We start from the raw sequence: 22,886 nt of genomic DNA, 5'->3' as shown, positions 1-22,886 counted from the left end.
ATCCTCGGATCAACGCCTATCTGGATAAGATGTGCGACATGGCCAGAACCTTCACCTTGATTCAGCTGCGCTACTTTATGGAGGTGGCACGACTGGAAAATATGCGAGCGGCCGCCCAATCGTTGAATGTCACCCAATCCACGCTGTCCGCGGCGGTTAGCCAGCTGGAAAATGAACTCTCGGTCACGCTCTTCCGTCGCTTGGCAAGCCGCGGGCTGCAGCTGACCGACGATGGCAAACGCCTCTTATCCGGCGCCCGCGCACTCTTGGAGGATGCTGAGATCCTGCATGCGAGTGTCAGCGGAGCATCCCAAGGGCTCACCGGTCAGCTGCGCGTCGGTATTTTCGCCCCGATTGCCCCCTTCATTGCTCCACGCCTGCTCAGCGGCTTCGCCCAGCGTCACCCGGGAATTGATCTGACCTTTTTGGAAGGCACCCAGCAGGAAATTCTCAGTGCTCTGGAGCGTGGCGAATGTGAAATCGCGCTAATGTACGACCTAGGAGTCGGTGCCGGGTTCACTATGCAACCGGTGGAACGGATTGGCGCCCACGTGATCCTGGCCCAAGACCATCCGCTGGCTCAAGATGGTCAGCCCGTACATCTGTCCCAGTTGCAGGACGAACCTTTCGTCTTATTGGATCAAGAACATTCACGCGAATACTTCTTGCGCTTATTCAGTTCCCTAGAGTTGCGCCCGAAGATTCGTTATCGGGTGTCGGGTTATGAAACCGTGCGCTCTTATGTGGCCATGGGATTGGGCTACTCGATCTTGAACCGCCGGTTAGACAATGCGATGACCTATACCGGGCTGCCAGTGGTGCGCGTGGAAATCAGCGATCCAGTGCAACCCATCGACATCGTCGTGGTGCATCCCGTCAAGCAAGCCATGGGTCGTAAAGCCCAAGCATTTGCACGCTTCGCCAGCGAAGAACTGAACGACTTCAACGGCTAGTGATCGGAAAAAACGATCACGGTGTGCGAAGAAATGCGTTGGACGGTGTGGTGGCGATCACGTCATGATGAGTTCCAAGCACATCTTCAGTAACCGAGCCATCTCATCTGTGGCCGGCGAGCGAAAGCAGGCAAACGCGTGACAATCAACAAAAGCACCTCGGAACCCATGCTGAGCCCCGAAGCGCCGCAGCCTAAAGTTAAGGCAACCGGCATGCAACGTCGAGTATTAGCAGGCGGTAGCGTCGGCCAATTTATCGAATTCTATGACTTCACGCTTTACGGGTTGTCGGCGGTGACTCTCTCGCACCTGTTCTTCCCCTCGGGCAGCACCATGGCAGGGCTTCTGGCCACGTTCGCAACCTTTGGTGTGGCATTCTTGGTTCGCCCCCTTGGTGGAGTGTTTTTCGGTGCCCTGGGTGACCGAATTGGACGTCGCCGGGTTCTATTCATCACGCTGATGGCTATCGGTGTGGCAACGTTCGGCATTGGCTTGCTACCCACCTACGCTCAAATCGGGGCACTGGCTCCGATGCTGTTGGTGCTGTGTCGGCTGATTCAAGGGTTCTCTGCCGGTGGGGAGTCGGTGGGTGCGCCAGCCTTCGTCTTTGAGCACGCGCCGCTGGACCGACGTGGATTCTGGCTGACCATCACCCTGTCGGCAACCGCATTGCCGTCGGTGTTCGGCGGCACCCTGATTCTGGTGCTTTCCTCCACGATGAGTAGCGAAGCGTTCATGTCCTATGGCTGGCGTATTCCGTTCCTGTTGGCGCTGCCGATGGCGTTCTTCGGATTGTGGATCCGCGCCAAGACTGAAGAATCTGAGGTCTTCAAGGAAGTGTTGCGCAAGAACGAACATAAGGAATACAGCCCCCTGCGCGAAGCGTTCGCCGAGAATAAGCTACGCATGCTGCAGGTCATCTTCGTGATGGCATTGACCGCGATGGGTTTCTACTTCCTGTCCGGCTATTTCGTCTCCTATGTGGAAGTCTCCGGAAACTTGAGCCGAGAACAATCGTTGCTGGCTAACGCTGTCGCCATGGCTAGTTATGCCCTGCTCCTGCCAATTGGTGGAAAGCTCGGCGATCGGTACGGCCGCAAGACCATGCTCATCGCCGGTTCGGCAATGTTGGCTCTGCTGAGTATGCCGTGCTTCTGGCTGGTCACCAGCGGGTCACTACCACTGGCGATCGCCGGTCAGCTGCTCTTCGTGATCCCGATGTGCGTCTACGGGGGCGGCTGCTACACCTTCTTCGTCGAAATCTTCAAGACCAAGACTCGCTTCACTTCCTCGGCGATCAGCTACAACGTGGCCTACGCGGTGTTCGGTGGAACAGCACCATTTATTGGCACGATGCTGGTGAGCCTCAGCGGTGTGCCGATGATGCCAGGGGTGTACATGGCTGCGGCCGCCGCAGTGGTCTTCTGTCTCTTGGTCTTCACTCCGGTGCCGGAAACTCACCCGGTGCTGGGTGAGAAAAACACTGCACCAGCCGCCTAGAACCCGCGGCCCACCCACCCAGTACAACTTGCAAGTTTTTTGAAAGGACAGCTCATGGGCAACGATTTCCTCGCTGACTTCCATCATGTAGCAACCTTTGGCGCCACCGAAAATAACGGTGTAGAACGCCAAGCAGCCACCGCCGAAGACAAACTCAGCCGCGACTGGTTCGCGAAATTCACCCGCGAACAAGGCTGGGAACTGCAAACCGATGCCATCGGAAATATGTTTGCACTCAACGAATTGGTCCCCGGGGCGCCATATATTCTGCTTGGTTCACACCTCGACTCCCAACCGCTGGGTGGACGCTTCGATGGTGCCTACGGCGTCATCGCCGGGTTGCACGCAGCGAAAAACATTAGCGAACAGCTGGGCCAGAATTCGGAGCAACCAAAATTCAATATTGGTGTGGTGAACTGGTTCAACGAAGAGGGCGGACGCTTTGCCCCTTCCATCATGGGGTCCTCAGTCTTTGCCGGGCTGATGGATCGTGAGCAGATGCTGCAGGTTCAAGATCTGGCCGGGACTACTGTTTCCCAAGCCCTAGAAGCCATTGGGTATTTAGGAACCGATGCGGGACCGGACGTCGCTGGCTACGCTGAAATACACATTGAACAAGGACGGATTCTGGAACGTGAAGGAATCAGCCTCGGCGCGGTGGACTACTCCTGGTACACCCAGAAACTCGATGTCGAGGTGCTCGGCGAACAATCCCATACCGGTGCGACGGCCATGGCCGATCGACATGACGCGCTCGTGGCCGCCAGCAAGGTGATCTTGAAAGTGCACGACGTAGTGAACCGCTTTGAACCCGAGAGCATTGTTTCCTCGGTCGGACGTATGACCCTCGAACCAAACTCCCCAATTGTGGTTGCTCGTCGTGTCCACCTAGTAGCTGACCTGCGTGCTGAGAAAAAACAGACGGTTATTGAGGCCCGTCAGGTGCTACTGGAACAGATCGCACAGATCGCCGAAGAGCATGAGATTCGGATTCTCGTGAACGATTTCGATATTCGAGAAATCCAGTACTACCCGGAAGACGGACTGGAACTAATCGAAAAGGTTGGAGCCGAACTGGGAGTCTCGGTCCGCCGCATCCGCACCATGGCCGGACACGATTCGGTGGCGATGAACCGCATCGCCCCGACGGTGATGATGTTCATTCCGTCCGTTGACGGGGTGAGCCATTGCGAACGCGAATTCAGCACCGATGACGATATGCTGACCGGTCTAGAAGCCTTGAGCACCGTCGGATACCGCATGGTTTGCGGGGCCTTGAGCCCGGACGCTTCGAATGCCGATGACGGTGACTTGCTTCGGGATGAAGCTTTACGCTCGACGACTGTGAGTATGGTGCGCTGATGTCTGAAGAGATTTGCTTCCTCACCGCCGCCGAACAACGCGCCGCCTTCATTCGAGGGGACATCGCACCCAGCGAAGTGCTCCAAGCACAGTTGGAACGCATTCATACCTTTGATCCGGGGCCCGAGGGGATCGGCGCTATTACCGAGGTGTTGGAAAAGACCGCTCTTGAGCAGGCTCATCACGCCGACGAACGGTATGCAAGGGCACGGGTGCGCGATGAGCAATTACCGGCACTGCTAGGAATTACGGTGGCGACTAAAGAAAAGCACGGCATCGCTGGCTTGAGCCTGAGTCAGGGGCTGTTAGCGCATCAGCACGTCGTGGCCACGGAAAACCATCCAATCGTTGATCGGTTGCAAGCCGCGGGCGCGATTATCCATGCCCGGACGACCAGCCCTGAATTTAGTTGTGCCACAGTTACGCACTCGCCGATGTGGGGCGTGACACGCAACCCGTTCAACCGTGCTAAATCCCCGGGAGGCTCCTCTGGAGGGTCTGCTGCCGCATTGGCTGCCGGGTTCACGACTCTGGCGACCGCATCGGATATTGCCGGATCAACCCGTATTCCAGCAGCTTTCACCGGGACAGTGGGGTACAAAGCACCTTACGGTCGAGTACCCGGGGCTGGGTATCTGGCCGCGGATTGGTACCGTGGCGATGGTCCGTTGGCACGCACCGTGGCGGACACCGCGCTACTAACTTCGATAATGGCCGGAGCACATCGTGCCGACGTAAATTCGTGGGGTGCACACGGTGAAGATCCCCTGTCAGAAAACTTGCCACCGTTAACCGGAATCCGGTTTGGTCTGAGCATCCAGCTGGGTGACTATCCAGTCGCGGAACCCGTGGTGCGGGCAATGAACACCGTCGTAGCGCGCTTGCGTGCGGCCGGTGCTGAGGTTCAGGAAGTTGAACTGCCCTGGACGACCGTGCAGATTCGTGAAACCTATCTGGCGCACTTCGGGCAAATCCTCGCTCCAGCGATGCAGCAGCTTCTTCAGCACTCCGCGGAAGAACAAGCAACCTACACCAAGAAGTTCATCCACCGAGCGCTGCAGGCCGCTGAAACTCATAGCCTGATTGACTCCTTACAACTTGATAATCGGATCAATGCCGAACTGAATCGGGCCACCGAGAAGATCGACATCTTGTTGTGTCCGACCAATGCGATGAGTTGGCTGGAGGCCGAGGGGGATTACCTAGACGGGATCACCTTGCGGGGCCGGCATCTGGAACATTATTGGGAAGGCCATATGACCAGCCCCTTCAATATTTGTAATCAGCGAGCCGTGATGAACATTCCGATCGGGATCGGCGAGGCGGGTATCCCCATTGGCATGCAGATCGTTGGGCAGCCGCGCGAAGAAAGGAAGGTCTTCGCGGCCGCGCAGCACCTAGAGGAACTGCTGGGTTTTGACTCACGCGCCACAGACCTGCCGCAACCACAAATGAGCCACCGGTAATTGGGGGAGGTTCCCGGAGCTTAGGGTAAACCCGGGTTCGAGCAACAACGGCTGCTGGCCGCCCCACCTCGTGGGAGGTTTGGGGGAAACCGGGACGGCAGTCAGCACGGTGGCTCGAACCCGGCAGTCAGCACGGTGGCTCGAACCCGGGGGTCTGCGATGGCGGGTTCCAATAGGTGTTCCGCCGTGGGACTTGATCCGGGTCTAGATGCGTCGGCATGAGGGCATGGGGCAGTCCATTGCGCATCACGATCTTGATTTCCCCGGTTTCGATCGCGTGATGATGCGAATCGCAGGCCGGCCCCAGGTTATTCAATGCCGTTTTTCCGCCGCGGTACCACGGCTCAATATGGTGGATCTCCAGATGGCTTGGTGGCACAGAACAGCCCGGAACCAGACACCCGCGATCACGCGCTAACACGATTTCCCGCAGAGCTGGTGGTACCAGTCGTCGGGTGCGTCCGTAATCGAGAATGGCACCTTGGGAATTGAACACCGCGGGAATGATCTCCGCCTGACACAGCAGCTGTCGGAGTTCATCGGGAGGTAGGTGGATCCCATGGGCAGTGCGGGCATGGCCTGCAGCTAAGTTTTTCAGCTGTTGTAGTTGCAGGTGGACGATCACCCGGGGTAAGACTTTCTTTCGGCCGGTGACACCTGCGGTGCTACTTGATAGCAGATCCATGAGCGCGTTCATGGCTCGTTCGGCGGGTGTGGCTTCGAGCCCTGGCGCCTCAGGCTCCCATCGTTCAGCATCCGCCATGTCCTCGGGCAGGAAATCCGGGCGTTCGGAAGCAGATTCAATTGTGGAGCCTTCGGTTGGCATGTTGCGTGCTGCCTGACCGGCCAGCGTGCGCGGGTTGTTGGCTTGAGCGATGGCCGACTCGATCCGTTCGGCATCGACAAGCGAGACCCGCAGCAGGTATTCACGACACCGTGGGTTGCGTACCGGCAAGCGGAAGACCCCAAGGCGCAATGCCGCGCGGGTACTCCGTGAACTGTGACTCGCCGCATCCTGAATCAGGTTTTTCACCAGTTGATCCGATTCACGCGCTTCGGGGCGTTGTTGCAGGAGCTTAGCCGCGTGTTCCTCCACAGTCCGGCCATCGGCGTGACGCAGCGTCGGGGCACAAGGAACCCCGTCAAAGGACGTATCGGTTGGTTCATGTTTAGCCAGCTTGGCGCTGGTGCTACGCACCTGATCCGGGTTATAGCTCGGGTCGTTGAAGAGTTTGGCCAGATGCCCAAACCGTGGACTTAGCGGGGTTCCTGCGGCATCGCGTCGTGCGATCAAATCACTGGCGTCAAGCAGTTGCTGCCGGGCTTGGGTGTAGGGGATGCGTAGCCAGGCAGCTAGAGCTTCGGCCGGGTTCTTGAAGCTAGGACGGCCGGTGCAGCGGCGGGCTGGCTGCGTCAGATCCGCTGGCATGGTGCGCAGTTGCTCGTACTCGGCCGGGTCGAGCTGATGGGCGTTGCTGGCTGCGATCCGGTCTGCGGCGGTGAGCGCCATCCGGGTGGCTTGATGCTGTAGCGACTGTGCCATGGTGGCCAGTTCCAGTGCCATCCGCGGGTCGGTGGTTTCGGCTAAGGATTCGCGCAAGATCGTGAAAATGTGCGAGGTTGCCGCAAACAGATCCCGCCAGAGCGCTGGATCAGTGTCCGGGCGCACCACCGTACCGTCATGCTGCAGCGATTGCAGCGATTGCAGCGAGTGCAGCAGCCGTTGCAACTGGCTGAGCTCGGAGGCCGGGGTGTTGGATAACATGTCCCCAGTGTGAGGTGCTCTTCTCGGTTTTAATCCGGTCGGCGTGAATTTGTGGATAAGTTTTGTCGTGCGGCCGTTGGCTTAGCCAGCCGGTCGGCCAGCACCGCCGCCCACGCGGGCAGCACCCAGCGGGCCACCCCGAGAAGGATGTATACGGTGGTGGTGGCTGATTCGGAATTACTCACCATGAGCATCACCCAAGACATGATGAGACTACCCGTTAGCGCAGTGATCCACCCGGCAGCGCGTTTCGGGCGGAGAATCAGCCAGCCGGTCAGCACCAGCAATGGGAGCAAGAACCCGCAAGTGATCAGATATCCGGAGTAACTGTCGGTGAGATCAAGAGAGCGGACAAGGAACCAGTCACCGTATTCGACGGTGCCGATGACCGGAGCTTTGAGTACCGCATCGAGCACCAGAGCACCCAAGATCACCCCCATGGCCCAGAGCTTGGTGCTTCGCCTACCCGGTACCAACCAACAGCTGGCGAGCACCAGTACACGCACCACCCAGAGGGTGATAACCAAGAAAGTGCCGCCAGCCAAAACCAGATGAGCGAGGCTCAAAGCGGCGTTGGTCACCAAACCGATGAGGAGTATCAACCACAGCAGAAGCTGTCGGGCCGGTAACTGGATACGTGGGGACGTGGTGCTCAAAGGTGCTGCTCCTGCGTGGCGCCAGATGTGGGCCGGGCCCACAAGTGTTCGGTTTGCTCCTGAGTCAGCTTAACCCGTGGGGCTGTGTCGCAACTGGGCAACACACCATCCGAACCGGGGCGGCATCGCTGGTGAAGGAAGAGCGCTGCTGCCCGGTAATTCGGACGTTGCTTCCCGAGCGAGGTTGACCTTGCGGTCCAGCACCTTAGTCTTCGAGCTTTAAGGCCTTGCGTAGGGTCAGGGCCCCGCCGGTGTGCATGACCGCGCGACGATAGATTTTCTCGGCAAAGATCAAGACCGCCCAGCTGAAGGCCACCACGACCAACAGTGAGAGCGCCGGCTCCCACCACGGCACGTTACCGGTGAGCAGGCGGATGGGCATCGCTACCGAGGAGACGATGGGGATGTAGGAGGCGATCACCAGAACCGTGCCCTTGGCGTAGAGCCCCACAAAGAGGATGCCGACCAACAAGGTGACCACCGGACCGGAGGATTGTTGTAGGTCTTCGGTGCGTGCGGCCAACGCACCCAGGGCAGCCCAGAATCCGGCCAGCACCAAGAACCCGGCAAGGAAGAAGACGACGAACCAGGTGGCGACCTGCGAGACGACCCCCAGGAAGGGGATCTCTACCGGGGAGAGCCAGGCAGCGGCCAAACCCACGCCCAGGAAGATCAGCAACTGTCCGACCGCCAAAATAATATTGCCCAGGATTTTGCCGGCCAAGAGTTCGCGCAATTTGATGGCGCTGGCCAGAATCTCCACCACACGGTTTTGCTTCTCTTCGATCACCGAGTTCGCGATCGGCATGCCGAAGAGCAAAGCCGCCATATAGAACAGGAAGGAGAAGATGAACGCCATTGCCTGGATCATCGAGTTGCGTTCGGCATCTCCCTCTAACAGTTCAACACGCAACAGATCAGCGTCCGGGAGCAGTGCGGGATCAAGTCCCGAGGACTGCAACAGCTGCGCGGTCATCACCTCTTGGGCGGAGCTGGAGAGCAAGCTGCTTAGGGCGCTGGGGATTTCTTCACGGCCCTGCACAATGAAGCCGTCGGCGCCGTCGCTGCTCAGAATGGCATCAAGTTCACCCTCGGCCAGTTGGGACTGAGCGTCGCTCGCATTGGGCTGCGCAATACTCAGTTCCACGTCCTCGCCTTGCCGTTGTTGGGCCTGCTGTAGCACCTGCTGCGAAAGTTGATCCGCTGCGGCGACGGAATAGTTACTGGTGCGGTTGGCGAGGAAGGAGGTGAGCACGATGGCGCCGACAATCAACAACACGGTGATCAGGGTGGAGATAATGAAGGCTCGGTCGCGGATCTTGGTTTCGACTTCGCGTAAGGTCACGGTTAGCCAGGCTGGGGTGCTGCTCATCGGATGACCTCACGGTAGATATCTGCCAAGCTGGGGCGTTGTAATGAAAATTCGTGGACAGAACCGCGTTGCAGGGCTTGGGCCAACACTTGTTGGGCGACTTGATCCGAAGCGAAGCGGAGTAATGCTTCGTGGCCCGCAATGTCGAGAGTTTCAACTCCCGGCGTCTGGCGCAACCAGCCGGTATCGCCATCGAGAACTAAACGGTGCATCGTGGCATGCTGTGCGCGCAGTCGATCGGCCGACCCACTGGCGACGATCCCACCATCCTGAATGATCACCACGTTCTCCACGAGGCTTTCGAGCAGGTCCAGCTGATGGGAGGAGAAGAGGATGGGTACTCCGCGGGCGGCATAGTCGTGCAGGATCGAACTCATCGCATCCACCGCCAGCGGGTCCAACCCGCTGAAGGGTTCATCGAGCACTAACACCTCAGGTTCGTGCAGCAGCGCCGCGGTGACCTGCACGCGCTGCTGATTACCCAAAGAGAGCGAGTCAAGTTTGGCCTTGGCCCGGTCGGCCAACCCGAAGCGTTCCAGCAGCTCCATGGCTCGGCTGCGAGCCACCGGGCGGCTGAGCCCGTGCAAGGCGCCGAGGTACACCAGCTGGTCGATGACCGGTTGGCGTGGGTATAGCCCACGTTCTTCGGGCATATAACCAAAGTTAGGCCGGGTGGTTTGCCACAGCTCCTTCCCGTCGAGGGTGACCCGTCCCGCGTGGGCGGTCAATAACCCCATGATGATGCGCATGGTCGTGGTTTTCCCGGCGCCGTTGGCACCGACGAAACCGGTGAGCGCTCCACGCGGGACCTCGAAGCTGATCTCACGTAGCACCGGTCGGTCCCCGAAGGATCGAGCGATATTTTCCAGTTTGAGCACGAGTTGCTCCTTGTGCGATGCGGGTGGCTGGTTACCTCAAGCTTAGGAAAAACCGCATCGGTGGAAGTCACACCCAAGGATGAAACTATTGGATGAGTCCCACACGGTGGGCAAAGAGTGCCGCTTGAACCCGGTCGCGTAGATTCGTTTTGGCTAAGAGGTTGGACAGATGGGTTTTGACGGTGGCTTCGCTCAATCCCAGTTGCTCGGCGATCTCCTGATTATTTTTCCCGCCGGCGAGCGCGGTCAGTACCTGTAGCTCACGTTCGGTGAGTTTGTGCAGCAAAACCTGTGCTTCGGCATCCTCGGCGGAGGCCGGATGCGGGGTCCGTCGACGAATGAGTTTCAAGGTCACTTCGGGGGAGAGTAGCCCATGACCGGCGGCGACCTGGTGTACCGCCTGAATCAGGTTTTCCGGTTCGGTATTTTTGAGCAGGAACCCGCTGGCGCCGGCGTCTAACGCGTCGAAGAGGTAGTCGTCGCGGTTGAAGGTGGTCAGCACGATAATTTTGGCCGAGGTGTCGCGCACGAGGTGTGCGGTGGCGGCGATTCCGTCCATTTCGGGCATCTGAATATCCATTAGCACCACCTCGGGGGCTAGTTCGTGGACCATGCCGATGGCTTGCGCGCCGGTGCGCGCGGTGCCTACCACGCTGATCCCGGGGTCGGTTTCCAGAACGAGTTGCAGGCTGGAGAGGATGAGGGGCTGGTCATCGGCGATGACGACGCGGATGGGGTTCATAGTTCGATTTTAGTGTTTGCTTCGGTGCTTATCCGCAGCCGGGCGCGGGTGCGCCAGCCCCGCTCGGTGCGTGGACCGATCTCCACTTCACCGCGGTGTAACTTGGCCCGTTCGCGGATGCCGCGTAATCCGAAGCCGGAACCGCCACTGCCGAGCACGGCCCGGCCATCGTCGGTGACTTCGACTTCGACCCAGCTGCCCTGCTCATCGCATCCCGAGCGCAGCGCCAGCCGGGCCTGTCGTGCGGTGGAGTGGGTGCGCACATTGGTGAGCGCCTCGCTACTGATGCGGTAGAGCGCCAGCGAGAGTCCCTGCGGTAGGGCGGCAAGGAAGTCCGGGCGATGCTCAGCGACCAGCAGGCTCACCTGCAGTCCCAGCGCAGCCTGTTGTTCCACCAGTTGATCTAGTTGAGCCAGTGAGGGTTCGGGATGCCGCACGGTGTCCGCGGTACCGTCCGCGGCCGTTGGTTCTTCACGTAACACCCCAAGAAGTGCCCGGGTTTCACCCACTGCTTGGCGTGCTGAGTTTTCGATGCCGTGCATCAGTTCGGCGGCCTTGGCCGGGTCACGCTGCTGTACCAGCCGGGCCGCGGAGGCCTGCACGCCTACCGCGGAGATGTGGTGGGCCACCACATCGTGTAACTCCCGGGCGATGCGTAGCCGTTCTTCGGTTACTGCGCGGGCGGCTAATTCTTCGGTTTGTTCGGCGATGCGGCGGGCCTGGTCGATCACTAATTCATTGGAATAGGCCTTGGACCAGCCGGTTAGCCCCAGGAAAATGGCTCCGCCGAAATACAGCAGGTTCATCAAGAATACGTAGATCGGTAGGGCTTGCGCCGGGTCGATGAACCCGGCGGGGGCATCGACGATGTTCAGGTTGTTAATTTCTAGCAGATCCGCGGTGAAGAAGGAGAGCAGCAACCAGGCGGCCATCGCCAGCAGCATCATGCTCAAGGCCAGACGTAGGGCACGACGGTTTCGGGCCCACGCTACCGCGGAATAGATGGACAGGAAATAACCGAGCTGGAAACAAAGTTGCATGGCTACTACCGCGGCGCCGCTGTTCCCGGCGATCATGAATACCGCCGAGGAGATGAGCATCATCAGGATCGGATAGCGGCGGCGGAACGCTAGCGGCAGTACGATGGCGATGGTCGCGCCATAAGCCACTTCGCGCGCCGGTGTCTGCTCGATTTCAGTGAGTGATTGCACCAATTCCTGCATGAGTACCGCGAACACCATAAAGCCCAGGGCCGCGAAAAGGTCCCGGCGGTAGCCTTGGGGCGGGGGTGCAGGGCGTTCCCATTCGGCCGGTGGCAAGGCGGGAATGGTGCGGTGCATCAGTTCGCGGAGAAAAGTCATGTCGGTTCCTTGGGTGAGATGAGCTGCCCTCCGAGCACCTTACCGCTCGGGGTGGGTTGGAGTCGTGCTTCCGATGGATTACGCCGAAAGTTGAGTGCCGGGTGGAACATGTGGTTACTGGGCGGTAATGTGACGGTATGCACATGATTTTTCGTCTCATCGCGCTGCTACTCTCCGCGCGCAAACGTCCGCGGATCTCAATGTTGGATGCTGGCACGCTACCGATGCGTGCCACGCTGACCGATATTGACTTCGCCGGCCACATCAATAATGGGATGTACTTCTCGATTTTCGATTTAGGTCGCTTCGATCTGATGTTCCGTTCGGGAGTCTTTCGCACGATCCGGAAGAACGGGTGGACCCCAGTGGTGCAGGCCGAAACCATTACTTTCCGTAAATCGGTGAAGTTCGGGACCCGTTTCACGCAAGAAACCCTGCTGCTGGGCGCGGATGAAAAATGCATCTACTTTGAACAGCGGATCGTGGTCAAGGGCGAGATCTACGCACGCGGCTATATCGCTACCCGGATGGTCTCGGCCAAGGGCCCGGTGCCTAATGAGCAGATTTTTGCCGCGGCCGGGGTGAGCTTGCCGCTGGAGCGTGAACTTCCGCAGTGGCTGACCCGCTGGCGTGAAGAAACCGCGCTACCGGGCTCGCGCAAGCCAGCTCCGCATCGCTGGATTGGCTAGTGTTTAGCCGCGCGCTTGCGCCCGGCGATGCGCTGCGGTGAGGAAATCGATGATTTTTTGCTGATCCTTGACCCCGCGGGTGGATTCCACCCCGGAAGACACATCGACGCCGCTGGCTTGGGATAATTCCAGCGCCTGAGCCACGTTGTCGGCACTGAGGCCCCCGGCCACCAGCCAGTTCCGGCCCGCGGCCAGCGGACGCACCGCCGCGTAATCCCAGCTCTGCCCGCTGCCGGGAATCGCGGCATCGATCAGTAACAAATCCTCACCCAAGTCAGCGAACTGTGCTGCACTGGCATCCATGCGAACCGCGCGGATGGCCTTGAACCCGGCCTGTTGCACCGCAGCGATCTCTTCGGCGGTCCGTATACCGTGCAACTGAATCCACCCGACCTGCGCCGCTCGAGCCAGCTCGATGGCTTCCATTACCGGTTCGGAACGAAAGACCGCGACGCTGGCCACCCGCTCAGGGATGCGTTGAATCAGTGCCGCGGCCTGCTCGGGACTGATTTGGCGAGGTGATGCGGTGAGCACGAAACCTAAGGCATCGGCCCCGTGGGCGATAGCCGTATCCACATCGGCATCGGTCGACAAACCGCAGATTTTCACAAAGGCGCGGGGATTCACGGAAGTTAGGCTCCTGAAAAATCGGGGTTGCTGCGCTGTTCGGTGGTGCCCAAGTGGGTGGGAGTGTAGCCACCCGGGGAGTTCGCCCGGATGGAGAGCAAGGCGCGGGCATGTTCCCACAATGCGTGATCCTCTGCGCTCACCGGTTGCCATACCGGAACCGGCACGGCGGTCCCGGTTTCATCACGGGCCACCATCACGGTCAAACAATAGGTGGTCAATTCCAGCTGCCCGGTTTTCGGATCCCCGGAACGCACGTGCACCGCAATATGCATGCCCTTGGAACCGGTGTACACCAACCGGGCTTCCACTTCCACCAAGTGGCCGATGAAGAGTGGGCGGTAGAAACGGATCCCGCCGGAGAACACCGCGACCGCATCCCGCCCACAATAACGGGCAGCACATAGGGCCGCAGCCTGATCGATCCACTTCATCACAATCCCGCCGTGCACCTTTCCACCCCAATTCACGTCGGTCGGTTCGGCTAGGAAGCGTAGCGTGATCCGCTCGGCGGTCCCCGCCTGAGTGTAGGTCTGCCCCTTCATTTCCGCCACGATCGCCTCACGGATCTCGATCCGCGCCAGTGCGCGTTCCCGGCGTTCGTGTTCCACAGCGGTGCGTGGGGTGAAAGCTGGCACCGCGCGGGGTTTGCCGGCATCGTCGACCGCCACAAAAATCACGAGACAGGTGGTGGAGGTGCGGGTTCCGGTGCCGCGCAAGTCACGGAAGGACACCTCGGTGTAGACATGCATGGAGGAAGTTCCGGTGTACACAATACTGGAGGTGACCTCTACCAGGTCCCCGGAGTTTACTGGGTCGGCAAAGTGGATGTTGCCCACATAGGCGGTGACACAGTAGCTCGAAGCCCATCCCACGGCGGCGGCATAGGCGGCCTTATCCACCCACTCTAGGATGGTCCCGGCCTCCACCGTGCCCGACAGCCCCACATCCATGGGAGCCGCAAGAAATCTGAGGGTGATCTGATATGCCCGATCGGTGCTAGTGGCCGCGTCCATGGATCAAGTGTGCGCTACCGGTAATGTGGCGCGCAATTGCATGACTTCGCTCCCGGCTGCCGCGCCACCGGTGGGGTCAGCCACCCGGCGCTGGCTGCGCGGCCTACGATGGAGAGGTGAGTAAAGTTTTGACCCCCGGTTCTTCGCCCACCGCAGTGGTGGTGGGGCTTTCGGTGATCTCCAGTGCCGCGACCGCTTGGCTGGCAGTGCTGTTGGGTGTCGCACTGGACATTGGTCTTGCCGGGGAACGGTTGGACCGTTCGTGGGTCATCCAGGTACTTGGTGCAGTGCTGTTGGCCGGTGCCGCACTGGTGCTAATCCCAGTGATCATTCAGCGGGCGACGACGCGGATGCAGGACACCGCCCGGGCCCGGTTGTTGGAACATTATCTGGCCATTGGGCCACTGGCCCTGCCCCGGGGTGGGCACGGGGAACGGGTGAATACCGCGATGGATGCGGTGGACCGGATGGTGCGCTATCGCGCCGGGTTCATCGGTCCGGCGCTGGCCGCGGTCATTGCCCCGGTGATCGTGTTGGGTTTTGTGGCGGTGTTTCTGGACCTGCAGGCAGCCGGGATCCTTGGAATCCTGTTGCTACTGGTCCCGGTGATCGTGCTGGGCTTTTCCAAACTCTTCCGGTCTTCCTCCGGAGCCTACCGGCGGGCCCAAGGAACCTTGGCCGCGGTCTTTATGGACGCACTACGCAACCTGAGCATGCTCAAACTCAATAACGCCTCGGGCTGGATGGGTACCAAGGTGTCCGCCGCGGCGGAGCAGGTGCGCGTGCAGGTGATGAAACTCTTAGCCCGCAACCAACTGGTATTGCTGGTGATCGATGCGACCTTTGCCATGTTGCTGCTGGCCACCGCGGCCGGGCTGGCCTGGTGGAAATTGCACACCGGGGTACTCAGCCTGGGGGAAGCCGTGAGCCTAGTGGCGTTGAGCCTGTTGATGTTGGCCCCGGTGAATTATGTGGGCAGTTTCTTCTACATTGGGATGACCGGCAAGGCCGCCGAAACCCGAATCACCCAGACCCTAGCCGAGGAACGTCACCCAGGGATGCTTGAACCATTAACGGTGGACTTGCGTGCCAGCGGCTTCCAACTCGAAGGGGTGGCCGCGGGATATGAGTCGGACAAGGACACGATCAGTGACCTCCAATTGAGTTTCCCACCCGGCTCACGCACCGCCATCATCGGCGCTTCGGGCAGCGGCAAAACCACCCTGCTGCGGCTTTTAGCCGGTCAGTTAGAAACCAGCGCCGGGATCATTCACGACACCCGGCAGGGCATGGGGACAGCAACCTTGCGTTGGAATACCGCGGTTGTGGATCAAAACGTGAATCTTTTTGCGATGAGCCTGCGCGAAAACCTCGCGCTGGCCGACCCTCAGGCCAGCGACGCGGAAATGATCGACCTGCTAACCCGGGTGGGGTTAGCCCCCTGGTTCGCCGCACTCCCGCATGGCCTAGACCTACCCTTGGGCGAGGCCGGCACGCGGCTCTCCGGCGGCCAAGGTCAACGTTTGGCTATTGCCCGGGCCATCCTCGCCGACCGGGCGGTATTGCTTTTGGATGAGCCCACCAGTGCGCTAGATGTGCGCACCGAAGCCCAAGTGCTCCAACTCTTGCGTGAAGTGGCTGCGGATCGTACGGTCATCACCGTCACCCACCGGCTTTCCTTGCTGTCCGACTATGACCGGGTGGTGGTGATGGAGGCCGGAAAAGTAATTCAGGCGGGCCCAACCGCGCAGGTGCTGGCCCAAGACGGTTATCTGGCCCGGGCGATGGCCAGCTCGACCGCACGCAGCGCACACTCAGGGGAGGAATCATGAGCACGGAAAAGCACACGAGTTCGCGCTCTGCGGCGCTACGCTGGATCATTTCCTGCACCCGGGATCTGCTGGCTCGCCTGCTTTTGGCCGCGTTTTTGGCTTGCGGGACGCGTCTAGCTTCCTTAGGGATCTACTATGTGGCAGCGCTCGGCCTGCTGCGGGCAGCGGGCTTAGACCTGAGTCTGCCCGGAGCACAGCTGGATTACCCGGCGCTCGCCGGCTGTTTGGTGGGGTTGGCTTTGGCCAAGGGTGGGCTGCGTTATGCCGAACAGTTTGTGGGCCACCGGGTGGCTTTCTTGGCATTAGCTCGGTTGCGCACCCAAATCTACGCCGACTACGAACGCCAAGCCCCGTTCGCGGTCGGCTCGCATAGTGGGGCGATGCTGCAACGTGCGGTGCGCGATATCGACCGGGTGGAGGTATTTTTCGCCCACACCTTGCCCCCGGCCGTGGCCGCGGTAGTGGTCAGCGGATCGATCGGTCTCTGGGTGTGTCTTAGCGTGGATCTGGGCAGCGGGTTGATTCTGCTGGCCGGGTATCTGCTGCTCGGACTCGTGATCCCGCTGCTAGGACTTCGCACCCTGCAACGGGCCACCCAAGCGGAGACCGGGGCACGCCGTGCAGCTAGTGCGGTCATTGCCGATACCCTCGCCGGAGCCGAGGTGGTCTTCAGCCTCAACGCCCAGCGGGCGCTGGCGTCTCGGCTGCACAATACGCACCAAGATCCGAACGTTGCTCGGGCCGCCGCCCGCATGCTTGGAGTACGTTCGGCCTTGGTGAGCCTCATCCCTTGGCTGGCGGCTTTGGGCATTTTGCTCAACGGTCTCGGGACTCTCGATGCCGGCGTGCTGCTACTGCTGGTGGTGTTGTGCGTGCCTTCCTTTGAGGCAGTGCGCGCGGTCGACGGGTTCGTCTCTACTTTGCAAGAATCTTTGCACAGTATCGACCGGCTCTACGTTAACCACCGCACTGCTCCCGCGGTCGGCGACCCGCTACATCCGCAGGCTCCCGAGCAGACCGGCGAGGGGCTGCGGGTCAGCAATCTAGGTATCCACCGGGCCGGACAGCCGGTGGTCGAGCAACTGGACTTTGACCTGGCCCCTGGGCAACGAGTGGGGTTGATTGGAGCCTCGGGATCCGGCAAATCCTCGGTAGCGCACGCTCTGCTGCGCACCCTGCCAGCGACTGGCCAAGTGTTGCTCGACGGCGTGGATACCGCCGAGCTGGCGAAACATGATGTGCGTGAACGGCTGGTGATGGTGGCCCAAAACGATTCGTTGATCCGCGGAAGCTTGCGCGACAACCTGCTGTTGGGCCGGGCTAACCCCGGGGATGAACAACTGCTGAGCTTGTTGCATGAGCTCGGTTTGGGATCCTGGCTACAGACCCAACGTGCCGGGTTGGACACCAAATTGGGGGAGCGCGGCTCACGGATTTCCGGTGGGCAACGTCAACGTGTGGTGCTGGCGCGCGCCCTGCTACGCAACCCACGGATACTGATTCTGGATGAGGCCACCAGTGCGCTGGATACCCAGACCGAAGCGGCGGTGCTGGCAGTGGTGCAGCGCCGGGTGGATGCGGGAATGGGGTTATTGATGATCAGCCACCGCTTGGCGGTGTTGGAAAACTTCGACACCGTCTTGGTCTTGGATCGCGGACGGATCCATGAACGCGGCCCGGCGGCGACACTGCTGGCCGATGAATCCTCGCTCTTTAGCCGGATGCGGCAACGCGAACTCGATAGTATCGAAGCCGTGCCGTTGGCCGGTCAACCGCCAAGACAACTGGGTTAAGGGGTATCGCGGACGCACACCACAGGGCTAGGCTCGGCCTATGGCACGGTTTTTTGTCCTGATTTTCCTGATCCTGCTGGGAACCGCGGCGGTGCTCGCAGCGATCTTCGCCCTGGCCGTGGGCAGCCACGCCTGGTGGATCCTTGCCGCGGTGAGTGCCGCCCTGCTGGTTCTCGCGATTCACGATGTGGTGCAAACGAAGCATGCGATCCTTCGTAATTTCCCGGTGCTGGGCCATACCCGGTTCTTCTTCGAGTTCATCCGCCCCGAGATTCAGCAGTACTTCATCGAACGGAACACCGATGGTAAACCCTTTGACCGGGACACCCGGTCATTGATCTACGCCCGAGCCAAAGGGGCCGACAGTCACAAGGCCTTCGGCACCGAACGCGACGTGAACCAGGTGGGCTACGAATACCTGCTGCATTCCACCGCGCCGTCGGCCCCACCGGTCGAACAACATGGTGTGCGCATCGGTTCTAGCCAATGCACCCGCCCGGTGCGCGTCTCATTGCTGAACATCTCCTCGATGAGTTTCGGGGCGCTGTCCAAAAATGCGGTTCTCGCGATGAATAAAGGCGCAGCCAAGGGTCAGTTCATGCAGGAAACCGGGGAAGGTGGGCTCAGCGAATATCACCTGCGTTACGGGGCGGACCTGTTCTGGGAAATCGGTTCGGGCTACTTTGGGTGCCGCACCGCTAACGGGCGGTTTGACCCCGAAGGTTTTGCCCAGAAGGCGGCCAATGCTGTGGTCAAGGGGATCACCATCAAATTGTCCCAAGGTGCTAAACCCGGCTTAGGTGGGGTGTTGCCAGCAGCAAAGGTCTCGACGCAAATTGCCATGGCTCGTGGGGTACCCCGCGGTGAAGACTGCATCTCCCCGGCCAGTCACCCCGAGTTCAGCACCCCGCGCGAACTACTGCAGTTCGTGGCCAGATTGCGTGAACTGAGCGACGGTAAACCCATCGGCATTAAACTCTGTGTCGGCTCGCGGACCGATGTGTTGGCGATCTGTAAGGCGATGGTAGAAACCGGGATCCTCATAGATTTCATCACCGTGGATGGTGCAGAGGGCGGTACCGGTGCCGCGCCGCTAGAGTACGAGGATCATGTGGGGACCCCGCTGACTGAGGGCCTGATGTTGGTGCACAACGCGCTGGTTGGTACCGGCCTGCGCGATCAAGTGCGGGTGGGGGCCGCCGGAAAGATCGCCTCCGGTAGCGATATCGTCAAACGACTGATTCAGGGCGCGGATTTCTGTTTTGCCGCCCGCCCGATGATGATGGCCACCGGGTGCATTCAAGCCCAAAAATGCCACACCAACCGTTGCCCGGTCGGGGTTGCTACACAGGACCGTCGGCTAGTGATGGCGCTAAATATCGAGGACAAGGGTAACCGTGTGTATAACTATCACCGGTTGACCGTGACTGAGGCGGCGCAACTAATCGCCTCCATGGGTTTGGATGGACCGGAGCAGCTCACCCCGCGGATGCTGCGCCGTCGGGTGAACACTCAAAGCACCCGTTCCTACGCTTCGCTCTTTCACTGGTTACGTCCGGGGGAGTTGCTTGAACAGGTGCCAAGTAGTTGGGCGGAGGATTGGGCGCAGGCCGATCCGGATCACTTCGGGGAGCACGCCCCGCTGACCTATACGATCCCAGCCCCCGTGGCGATCATTCCCGCGGACGGGCAATACCGCGTGCCAGGAAGTAATGTGCCACGGGTAGAACCCCGGGACTCACAGAGCGTGAAACCGGTCCCTTCCGACGCCACCCGGCCAGAGGGGCGGCCTGGACGACCCAAGAGCTAATGCAGGGGTTAGTCCTTCGAATCCATCAGCCGTAGCAGTCCCGCATGGTCAACCTGCTCCAACGAAGCCGGCATCCACGCCGGGTTGCGATCCTTATCGATTACCTGGGCGCGGATCCCTTCGGCCAGATCCGGCAGGTGCATCAGATGATCGGCCAGCCGAAGCTCCCGGTCTAGAGCCGAACGCAGATGATTCTCGGCCCGAGCAGCACGCACCGCATAGAAGGCACTGGCCACCGAGGTGGGAGAGTTCGCGCGAATCGCCCCGGCAGTCTCCGCGGCTCGTGGGTGAGCCATGTCATCCAGGCGAGCCAGTACTTCTTGCGGAGTCTGAGCCGAGAAGGCATGATCCACCCAACCCTGCTCTAACTCCAGCCTGCTGGAGGCAACACTGCCGTGCAACAGTTCAAGGGTGGCGATCAGCTGCCCGGCATCCAAGCCCACCAGATCATCGAGCTCATCGATGAGTTCGGCCTGCACCGCCGGTTCCATCACCACATCGGCAAATCCGAGGTATACGGCGTCGGCCCCCGAGAAGCTCTGTGCACTCATCGCATAGTATTCACCGAAATGTCCCGGTGCGAGCGCCAAGAGGTGGCTCCCTCCTACGTCCGGGGTGTAGCCGATGCGAGCTTCGGGCATTCCCATCCGGGCATCAGGGGTGACCACCCGCACCGGGGCGTGGGAGGCCAAACCGATTCCGCCGCCCATGGTGATCCCGTGCGCGAGACTGATCAACGGTTTGGGGTACACAGAGATGAGATAATCGATCCCGAATTCCAGATCCAGTAGCCGGTGGAAGGCGTCATGCTCTCCGCTCGTCACCGCAGCATGGAAGGCCGCTATATCCCCGCCGGCGCAGAATCCACGTTCTCCCAGACCACTGAGTACCACCAATTCGATGCTCGGGTCCTCGGCCCAATCCTGCAGGATGCGATTCACGCGCTGGAGCATCTCCAGATTGAGCGCGTTGAGCTTCTGCGGGCGGTTCAGCTGAAGCATCCCGATCGGCCCGTGTACCTGAGAGATTACCAGTTCGGTCATGATCCTCTTTTCCTTCAAAACTGGGTGGATTAGCGCACAGTAGGGTGCGAATCGAGTACCTGTGCAAGCCGGTCCAAGACCACGGTGGCCTTGGGTTTGGCGCCCTGCTCGGGCATGAGCGCAAAGATTGATCGGGCCAACCGGATCTCTGGAGCGTCGACGATGCGCAGCCGATGTGGGGCGCGAGCCATCGCCAAGTCTGGAACCAGCGCCGCCCCAAAACCGGCAGCCACCAGATTCAGCGAGGTTTCAAAATCATCGCAGTAGGCGGCCACCTGCGGGTGAATGTTGTAGGAGGCGAAGAGCCGGGCGATCAGCGTCGCGTCTGATGCCCCAGGATGGTGCATAATCCATGGCCACTCGGCCAGCTGATCCAAACTCAAGGTGGAATCATCGGACAGCGGCCAACTGGCTGGGACCACCACGCGGAACTGATCATCGCCGAGCCAAACTCGGGAGAGATTGGACGGCCAACTGAGTCCTCCGGGCCCCACCTGGAAGATTAGCGCCAGATCTAAATCGCCACCGGCACCTAAACCGGCGACGGTTTGCTGCGGCTCACCGATCCAGAGTCGCAGATTAATACCCAGCGATGACCAATCTTCGGCAGCTAGTAGCTGCGGCAGCGCGTAGGCGGCCAGCGAAGGAAAAATCCCCACCCGGATTTCCTCATGTTCTTGCCCCTCGGTGTTCACGGTGGCCACATCGGCCAGCAACGCGTCGATGTCGGTGAGTACTCGTTTGGCATGGCGCACCATGCGTAGCGCCGCCGGAGTGGGCGTGATAGAACGGGCACCACGCAAGAACAGGGTGGTTCCTGCGGCGCGCTCCAAGGCCGTCATTTGTTGGGAGACCGCGCTGGCGGTATAGCCCAGACGGCTGGCGGCGGTGGCGAAAGAACGGTGAGCTACCACTTCGAGTAGTGTGCGCAAATGTACCGGGTTAATCACGTACTCAAGTCTAGTGCTCGGGCCGCGGATTGCCGGGAACGCCGGGTGACCGGGTACCGGGGATCGCGACTAGTCCTCGACCTCCTCCGGGCTGTAGTTCTCTTCAAGAAACTCGTTATCCAGATCGCTTTCCGTTTCCAAATCGTCATCCAGCAGGTAGCTGCGTTTGGCTAGCGGGTCGATATTGCGCATGCTTTCGGGCATATCGCTGGAACCTTCATAGGCCTGGGAATCCCGACCGTCGTCGGGCTCATAGAGGTCGTTTCCGTACTGTACGGCAAATTCAGTAGTGTCGAAATCGCGGGTCATGACGTACTCCTTCAGTTCTTCGAGGAGTACCAAGTGAGCCGTGGAATACTCCTCGTGGCTACGGTGTACCTACAGCTTAAGGTGTGGGCCGTAGCAACGGAAGAGCCATTTTGGAGCGCAAAATTCCTAGCCGTGATCCTGTCGATACTGTTCTAACAAAGGGGCGCACCGGTAGGCCAGATGTGTGTGCAGCGCGAATGTAGTTTCCGAGCGGTTCACTCCGCGAATCCGCAGGATCTGACGTAACGCCGACTGCAGCTGATGGGTGTCGGTGGCAGCCAACCGCAGCCACACGTCTCCGTTGCCGGAGATTTCGTGGACTTCCAGAATGTTCGGGATGGAACGCAGCGCGGAAATCACCGAATCGATATCACGGTGCATCACTTCCAAGGTCACGAAAGCCAGCACATCGTAGCCCAGCCCGGCCAGATCGATCTCTCGTCCACCCTCGCGTAACACCCCACCGCGCAGTAGGCGGCGCATGCGGCTTTGGGCGGTGTTCCGCGCGATGCCCACCTGTTCGGCCAGATCCGATATCTGGATCCGTGGGTCGCCGATCATTTCCAACAGGATCTTGACATCGACGTCGTCCAAACGCACCAAAAGTTCTCTCCAGACTCTTCGGAAATACCGATTATTGGATGTTTTGCTCAATTGACCCGGCTTCGGGTGATTGTTCCTCTAGAACTATCCCATATTAGTGAGTGAACTTAACACTTTTTCACCTCAGACAGCGCAGAACGCTCAATCTCACTTTTGCTG

The 22,886-nt window shown here is 60.1% G+C and carries 20 protein-coding genes; 8 read left to right on the top strand and 12 right to left on the bottom strand.

The features are described 5' to 3' along the window. Positions 1 to 38: 38 nt before the first annotated feature. From ACQQZ8_RS12705 to ACQQZ8_RS12690, 4 genes are all read left to right on the top strand, one after another. Positions 39 to 953, top strand: coding sequence for a LysR substrate-binding domain-containing protein (locus tag ACQQZ8_RS12705; RefSeq protein ID WP_431710166.1), 915 nt, complete (start codon positions 39 to 41; stop codon positions 951 to 953). 138 nt (positions 954 to 1,091) lie between these two features. Next, positions 1,092 to 2,453, top strand: a complete 1,362-nt coding sequence (locus tag ACQQZ8_RS12700) for an MFS transporter (RefSeq protein ID WP_431710165.1) — start codon at positions 1,092 to 1,094, stop codon at positions 2,451 to 2,453. 54 nt (positions 2,454 to 2,507) lie between these two features. Further along, on the top strand, positions 2,508 to 3,815 hold the full coding sequence (locus ACQQZ8_RS12695) for a M20 family metallo-hydrolase (protein WP_431710164.1): 1,308 nt from the start codon (positions 2,508 to 2,510) through the stop codon (positions 3,813 to 3,815). Continuing rightward, entirely contained in the window at positions 3,815 to 5,281 is a 1,467-nt protein-coding gene (locus tag ACQQZ8_RS12690) for an amidase (RefSeq protein ID WP_431710163.1), read from the top strand. Before ACQQZ8_RS12695 ends, ACQQZ8_RS12690 begins: the two co-directional genes overlap by 1 nt. Before the next feature lie 127 nt (positions 5,282 to 5,408). Here the strand turns inward: ACQQZ8_RS12690 and ACQQZ8_RS12685 are convergent, their stop codons facing one another. The 6 genes from ACQQZ8_RS12685 to ACQQZ8_RS12660 form a co-directional block, all read right to left on the bottom strand. Then, positions 5,409 to 7,046, bottom strand: a complete 1,638-nt coding sequence (locus ACQQZ8_RS12685; protein WP_431710162.1) for a DUF222 domain-containing protein — start codon at positions 7,044 to 7,046, stop codon at positions 5,409 to 5,411. Between the two features lie 29 nt (positions 7,047 to 7,075). After that, positions 7,076 to 7,702 carry a hypothetical protein gene (locus tag ACQQZ8_RS12680; RefSeq protein WP_431710161.1) on the bottom strand — a complete coding sequence of 209 codons (627 nt, stop codon included), beginning with the start codon at positions 7,700 to 7,702 and terminating at the stop codon, positions 7,076 to 7,078. Positions 7,703 to 7,907: 205 nt separating this feature from the next. Beyond that, positions 7,908 to 9,074 (bottom strand): ABC transporter permease, encoded by a 1,167-nt coding sequence (locus ACQQZ8_RS12675; protein WP_431710160.1) that lies wholly within the window; start codon positions 9,072 to 9,074, stop codon positions 7,908 to 7,910. Continuing rightward, a complete protein-coding gene (locus tag ACQQZ8_RS12670) occupies positions 9,071 to 9,952 on the bottom strand; it encodes an ABC transporter ATP-binding protein (RefSeq protein WP_431710159.1) in 882 nt (293 codons plus the stop codon). Before ACQQZ8_RS12670 ends, ACQQZ8_RS12675 begins: the two co-directional genes overlap by 4 nt. Positions 9,953 to 10,037: 85 nt before the next feature. Next, a complete protein-coding gene (locus ACQQZ8_RS12665) occupies positions 10,038 to 10,694 on the bottom strand; it encodes a response regulator (RefSeq protein ID WP_431710158.1) in 657 nt (218 codons plus the stop codon). Continuing rightward, positions 10,691 to 12,055: a sensor histidine kinase gene (locus tag ACQQZ8_RS12660; protein WP_431710157.1), complete on the bottom strand. Its 1,365-nt coding sequence runs from the start codon at positions 12,053 to 12,055 to the stop codon at positions 10,691 to 10,693. Before ACQQZ8_RS12660 ends, ACQQZ8_RS12665 begins: the two co-directional genes overlap by 4 nt. 137 nt (positions 12,056 to 12,192) lie before the next feature. Here ACQQZ8_RS12660 and ACQQZ8_RS12655 point away from each other — a divergent pair, with 137 nt between their 5' ends. Further along, a complete protein-coding gene (locus ACQQZ8_RS12655; RefSeq protein ID WP_431710156.1) occupies positions 12,193 to 12,744 on the top strand; it encodes an acyl-CoA thioesterase in 552 nt (183 codons plus the stop codon). Between the two features lie 3 nt (positions 12,745 to 12,747). Here the strand turns inward: ACQQZ8_RS12655 and ACQQZ8_RS12650 are convergent, their stop codons facing one another. Next, the gene (locus ACQQZ8_RS12650) at positions 12,748 to 13,371 is read right to left on the bottom strand and encodes a phosphoribosylanthranilate isomerase (RefSeq protein ID WP_431710155.1); all 624 of its coding nucleotides are present in this window, start codon (positions 13,369 to 13,371) and stop codon (positions 12,748 to 12,750) included. A gap of 5 nt (positions 13,372 to 13,376) precedes the next feature. Further along, positions 13,377 to 14,387: an acyl-CoA thioesterase gene (locus ACQQZ8_RS12645; protein WP_431710154.1), complete on the bottom strand. Its 1,011-nt coding sequence runs from the start codon at positions 14,385 to 14,387 to the stop codon at positions 13,377 to 13,379. 116 nt (positions 14,388 to 14,503) lie between these two features. Between ACQQZ8_RS12645 and ACQQZ8_RS12640 the strand changes: the two genes are divergently transcribed. From ACQQZ8_RS12640 to ACQQZ8_RS12630, 3 genes are read left to right on the top strand one after another with little or no spacing between them, the layout of a single operon-like run. Then, positions 14,504 to 16,219, top strand: a complete 1,716-nt coding sequence (locus ACQQZ8_RS12640) for an ABC transporter ATP-binding protein/permease (RefSeq protein ID WP_431710153.1) — start codon at positions 14,504 to 14,506, stop codon at positions 16,217 to 16,219. Further along, positions 16,216 to 18,012: an amino acid ABC transporter ATP-binding/permease protein gene (locus ACQQZ8_RS12635; RefSeq protein WP_431710152.1), complete on the top strand. Its 1,797-nt coding sequence runs from the start codon at positions 16,216 to 16,218 to the stop codon at positions 18,010 to 18,012. The genes ACQQZ8_RS12640 and ACQQZ8_RS12635 overlap by 4 nt, the downstream gene beginning before the upstream one ends. A 40-nt stretch (positions 18,013 to 18,052) precedes the next feature. After that, positions 18,053 to 19,822 carry an FMN-binding glutamate synthase family protein gene (locus ACQQZ8_RS12630; RefSeq protein WP_431710151.1) on the top strand — a complete coding sequence of 590 codons (1,770 nt, stop codon included), beginning with the start codon at positions 18,053 to 18,055 and terminating at the stop codon, positions 19,820 to 19,822. Positions 19,823 to 19,830: 8 nt separating this feature from the next. Here ACQQZ8_RS12630 and ACQQZ8_RS12625 read toward each other — a convergent pair whose 3' ends face one another. The 4 genes from ACQQZ8_RS12625 to ACQQZ8_RS12610 all read right to left on the bottom strand — a co-directional run bounded on the left by ACQQZ8_RS12625 (position 19,831) and on the right by ACQQZ8_RS12610 (position 22,685). Then, the gene (locus tag ACQQZ8_RS12625) at positions 19,831 to 20,865 is read right to left on the bottom strand and encodes an enoyl-CoA hydratase/isomerase family protein (protein WP_431710150.1); all 1,035 of its coding nucleotides are present in this window, start codon (positions 20,863 to 20,865) and stop codon (positions 19,831 to 19,833) included. A 29-nt stretch (positions 20,866 to 20,894) separates the two neighbouring features. Further along, a complete protein-coding gene (locus ACQQZ8_RS12620; protein ID WP_431710149.1) occupies positions 20,895 to 21,815 on the bottom strand; it encodes a LysR family transcriptional regulator in 921 nt (306 codons plus the stop codon). Between the two features lie 69 nt (positions 21,816 to 21,884). After that, positions 21,885 to 22,124, bottom strand: coding sequence for a hypothetical protein (locus ACQQZ8_RS12615; RefSeq protein ID WP_431710148.1), 240 nt, complete (start codon positions 22,122 to 22,124; stop codon positions 21,885 to 21,887). 126 nt (positions 22,125 to 22,250) lie between these two features. After that, entirely contained in the window at positions 22,251 to 22,685 is a 435-nt protein-coding gene (locus ACQQZ8_RS12610) for an Lrp/AsnC family transcriptional regulator (RefSeq protein WP_431712196.1), read from the bottom strand. Positions 22,686 to 22,886 lie beyond the last annotated feature (201 nt).

Origin of the sequence: Glutamicibacter uratoxydans (genome assembly GCF_050753455.1) — a bacterium.
Taxonomy (GTDB): Bacteria; Actinomycetota; Actinomycetes; order Actinomycetales; family Micrococcaceae; genus Glutamicibacter; species Glutamicibacter uratoxydans_A.
The sequence above is the reverse complement of the archived record's forward strand: the minus strand, read 5'-3'. Positions and strand labels throughout refer to the sequence as shown.

Coding starts and splice junctions, on each gene's coding strand:
- ACQQZ8_RS12685 (WP_431710162.1), bottom strand. CDS start 7,046: ATGTTATCCAACACCCCGGCCTCCGAGCTCAGCCAGTTGCAACGGCTG.
- ACQQZ8_RS12630 (WP_431710151.1), top strand. CDS start 18,053: ATGGCACGGTTTTTTGTCCTGATTTTCCTGATCCTGCTGGGAACCGCG.
- ACQQZ8_RS12690 (WP_431710163.1), top strand. CDS start 3,815: ATGTCTGAAGAGATTTGCTTCCTCACCGCCGCCGAACAACGCGCCGCC.
- ACQQZ8_RS12615 (WP_431710148.1), bottom strand. CDS start 22,124: ATGACCCGCGATTTCGACACTACTGAATTTGCCGTACAGTACGGAAAC.
- ACQQZ8_RS12660 (WP_431710157.1), bottom strand. CDS start 12,055: ATGACTTTTCTCCGCGAACTGATGCACCGCACCATTCCCGCCTTGCCA.
- ACQQZ8_RS12635 (WP_431710152.1), top strand. CDS start 16,216: ATGAGCACGGAAAAGCACACGAGTTCGCGCTCTGCGGCGCTACGCTGG.
- ACQQZ8_RS12665 (WP_431710158.1), bottom strand. CDS start 10,694: ATGAACCCCATCCGCGTCGTCATCGCCGATGACCAGCCCCTCATCCTC.
- ACQQZ8_RS12610 (WP_431712196.1), bottom strand. CDS start 22,685: ATGATCGGCGACCCACGGATCCAGATATCGGATCTGGCCGAACAGGTG.
- ACQQZ8_RS12655 (WP_431710156.1), top strand. CDS start 12,193: ATGCACATGATTTTTCGTCTCATCGCGCTGCTACTCTCCGCGCGCAAA.
- ACQQZ8_RS12675 (WP_431710160.1), bottom strand. CDS start 9,074: ATGAGCAGCACCCCAGCCTGGCTAACCGTGACCTTACGCGAAGTCGAA.
- ACQQZ8_RS12625 (WP_431710150.1), bottom strand. CDS start 20,865: ATGACCGAACTGGTAATCTCTCAGGTACACGGGCCGATCGGGATGCTT.
- ACQQZ8_RS12695 (WP_431710164.1), top strand. CDS start 2,508: ATGGGCAACGATTTCCTCGCTGACTTCCATCATGTAGCAACCTTTGGC.
- ACQQZ8_RS12645 (WP_431710154.1), bottom strand. CDS start 14,387: ATGGACGCGGCCACTAGCACCGATCGGGCATATCAGATCACCCTCAGA.
- ACQQZ8_RS12705 (WP_431710166.1), top strand. CDS start 39: ATGGCCAGAACCTTCACCTTGATTCAGCTGCGCTACTTTATGGAGGTG.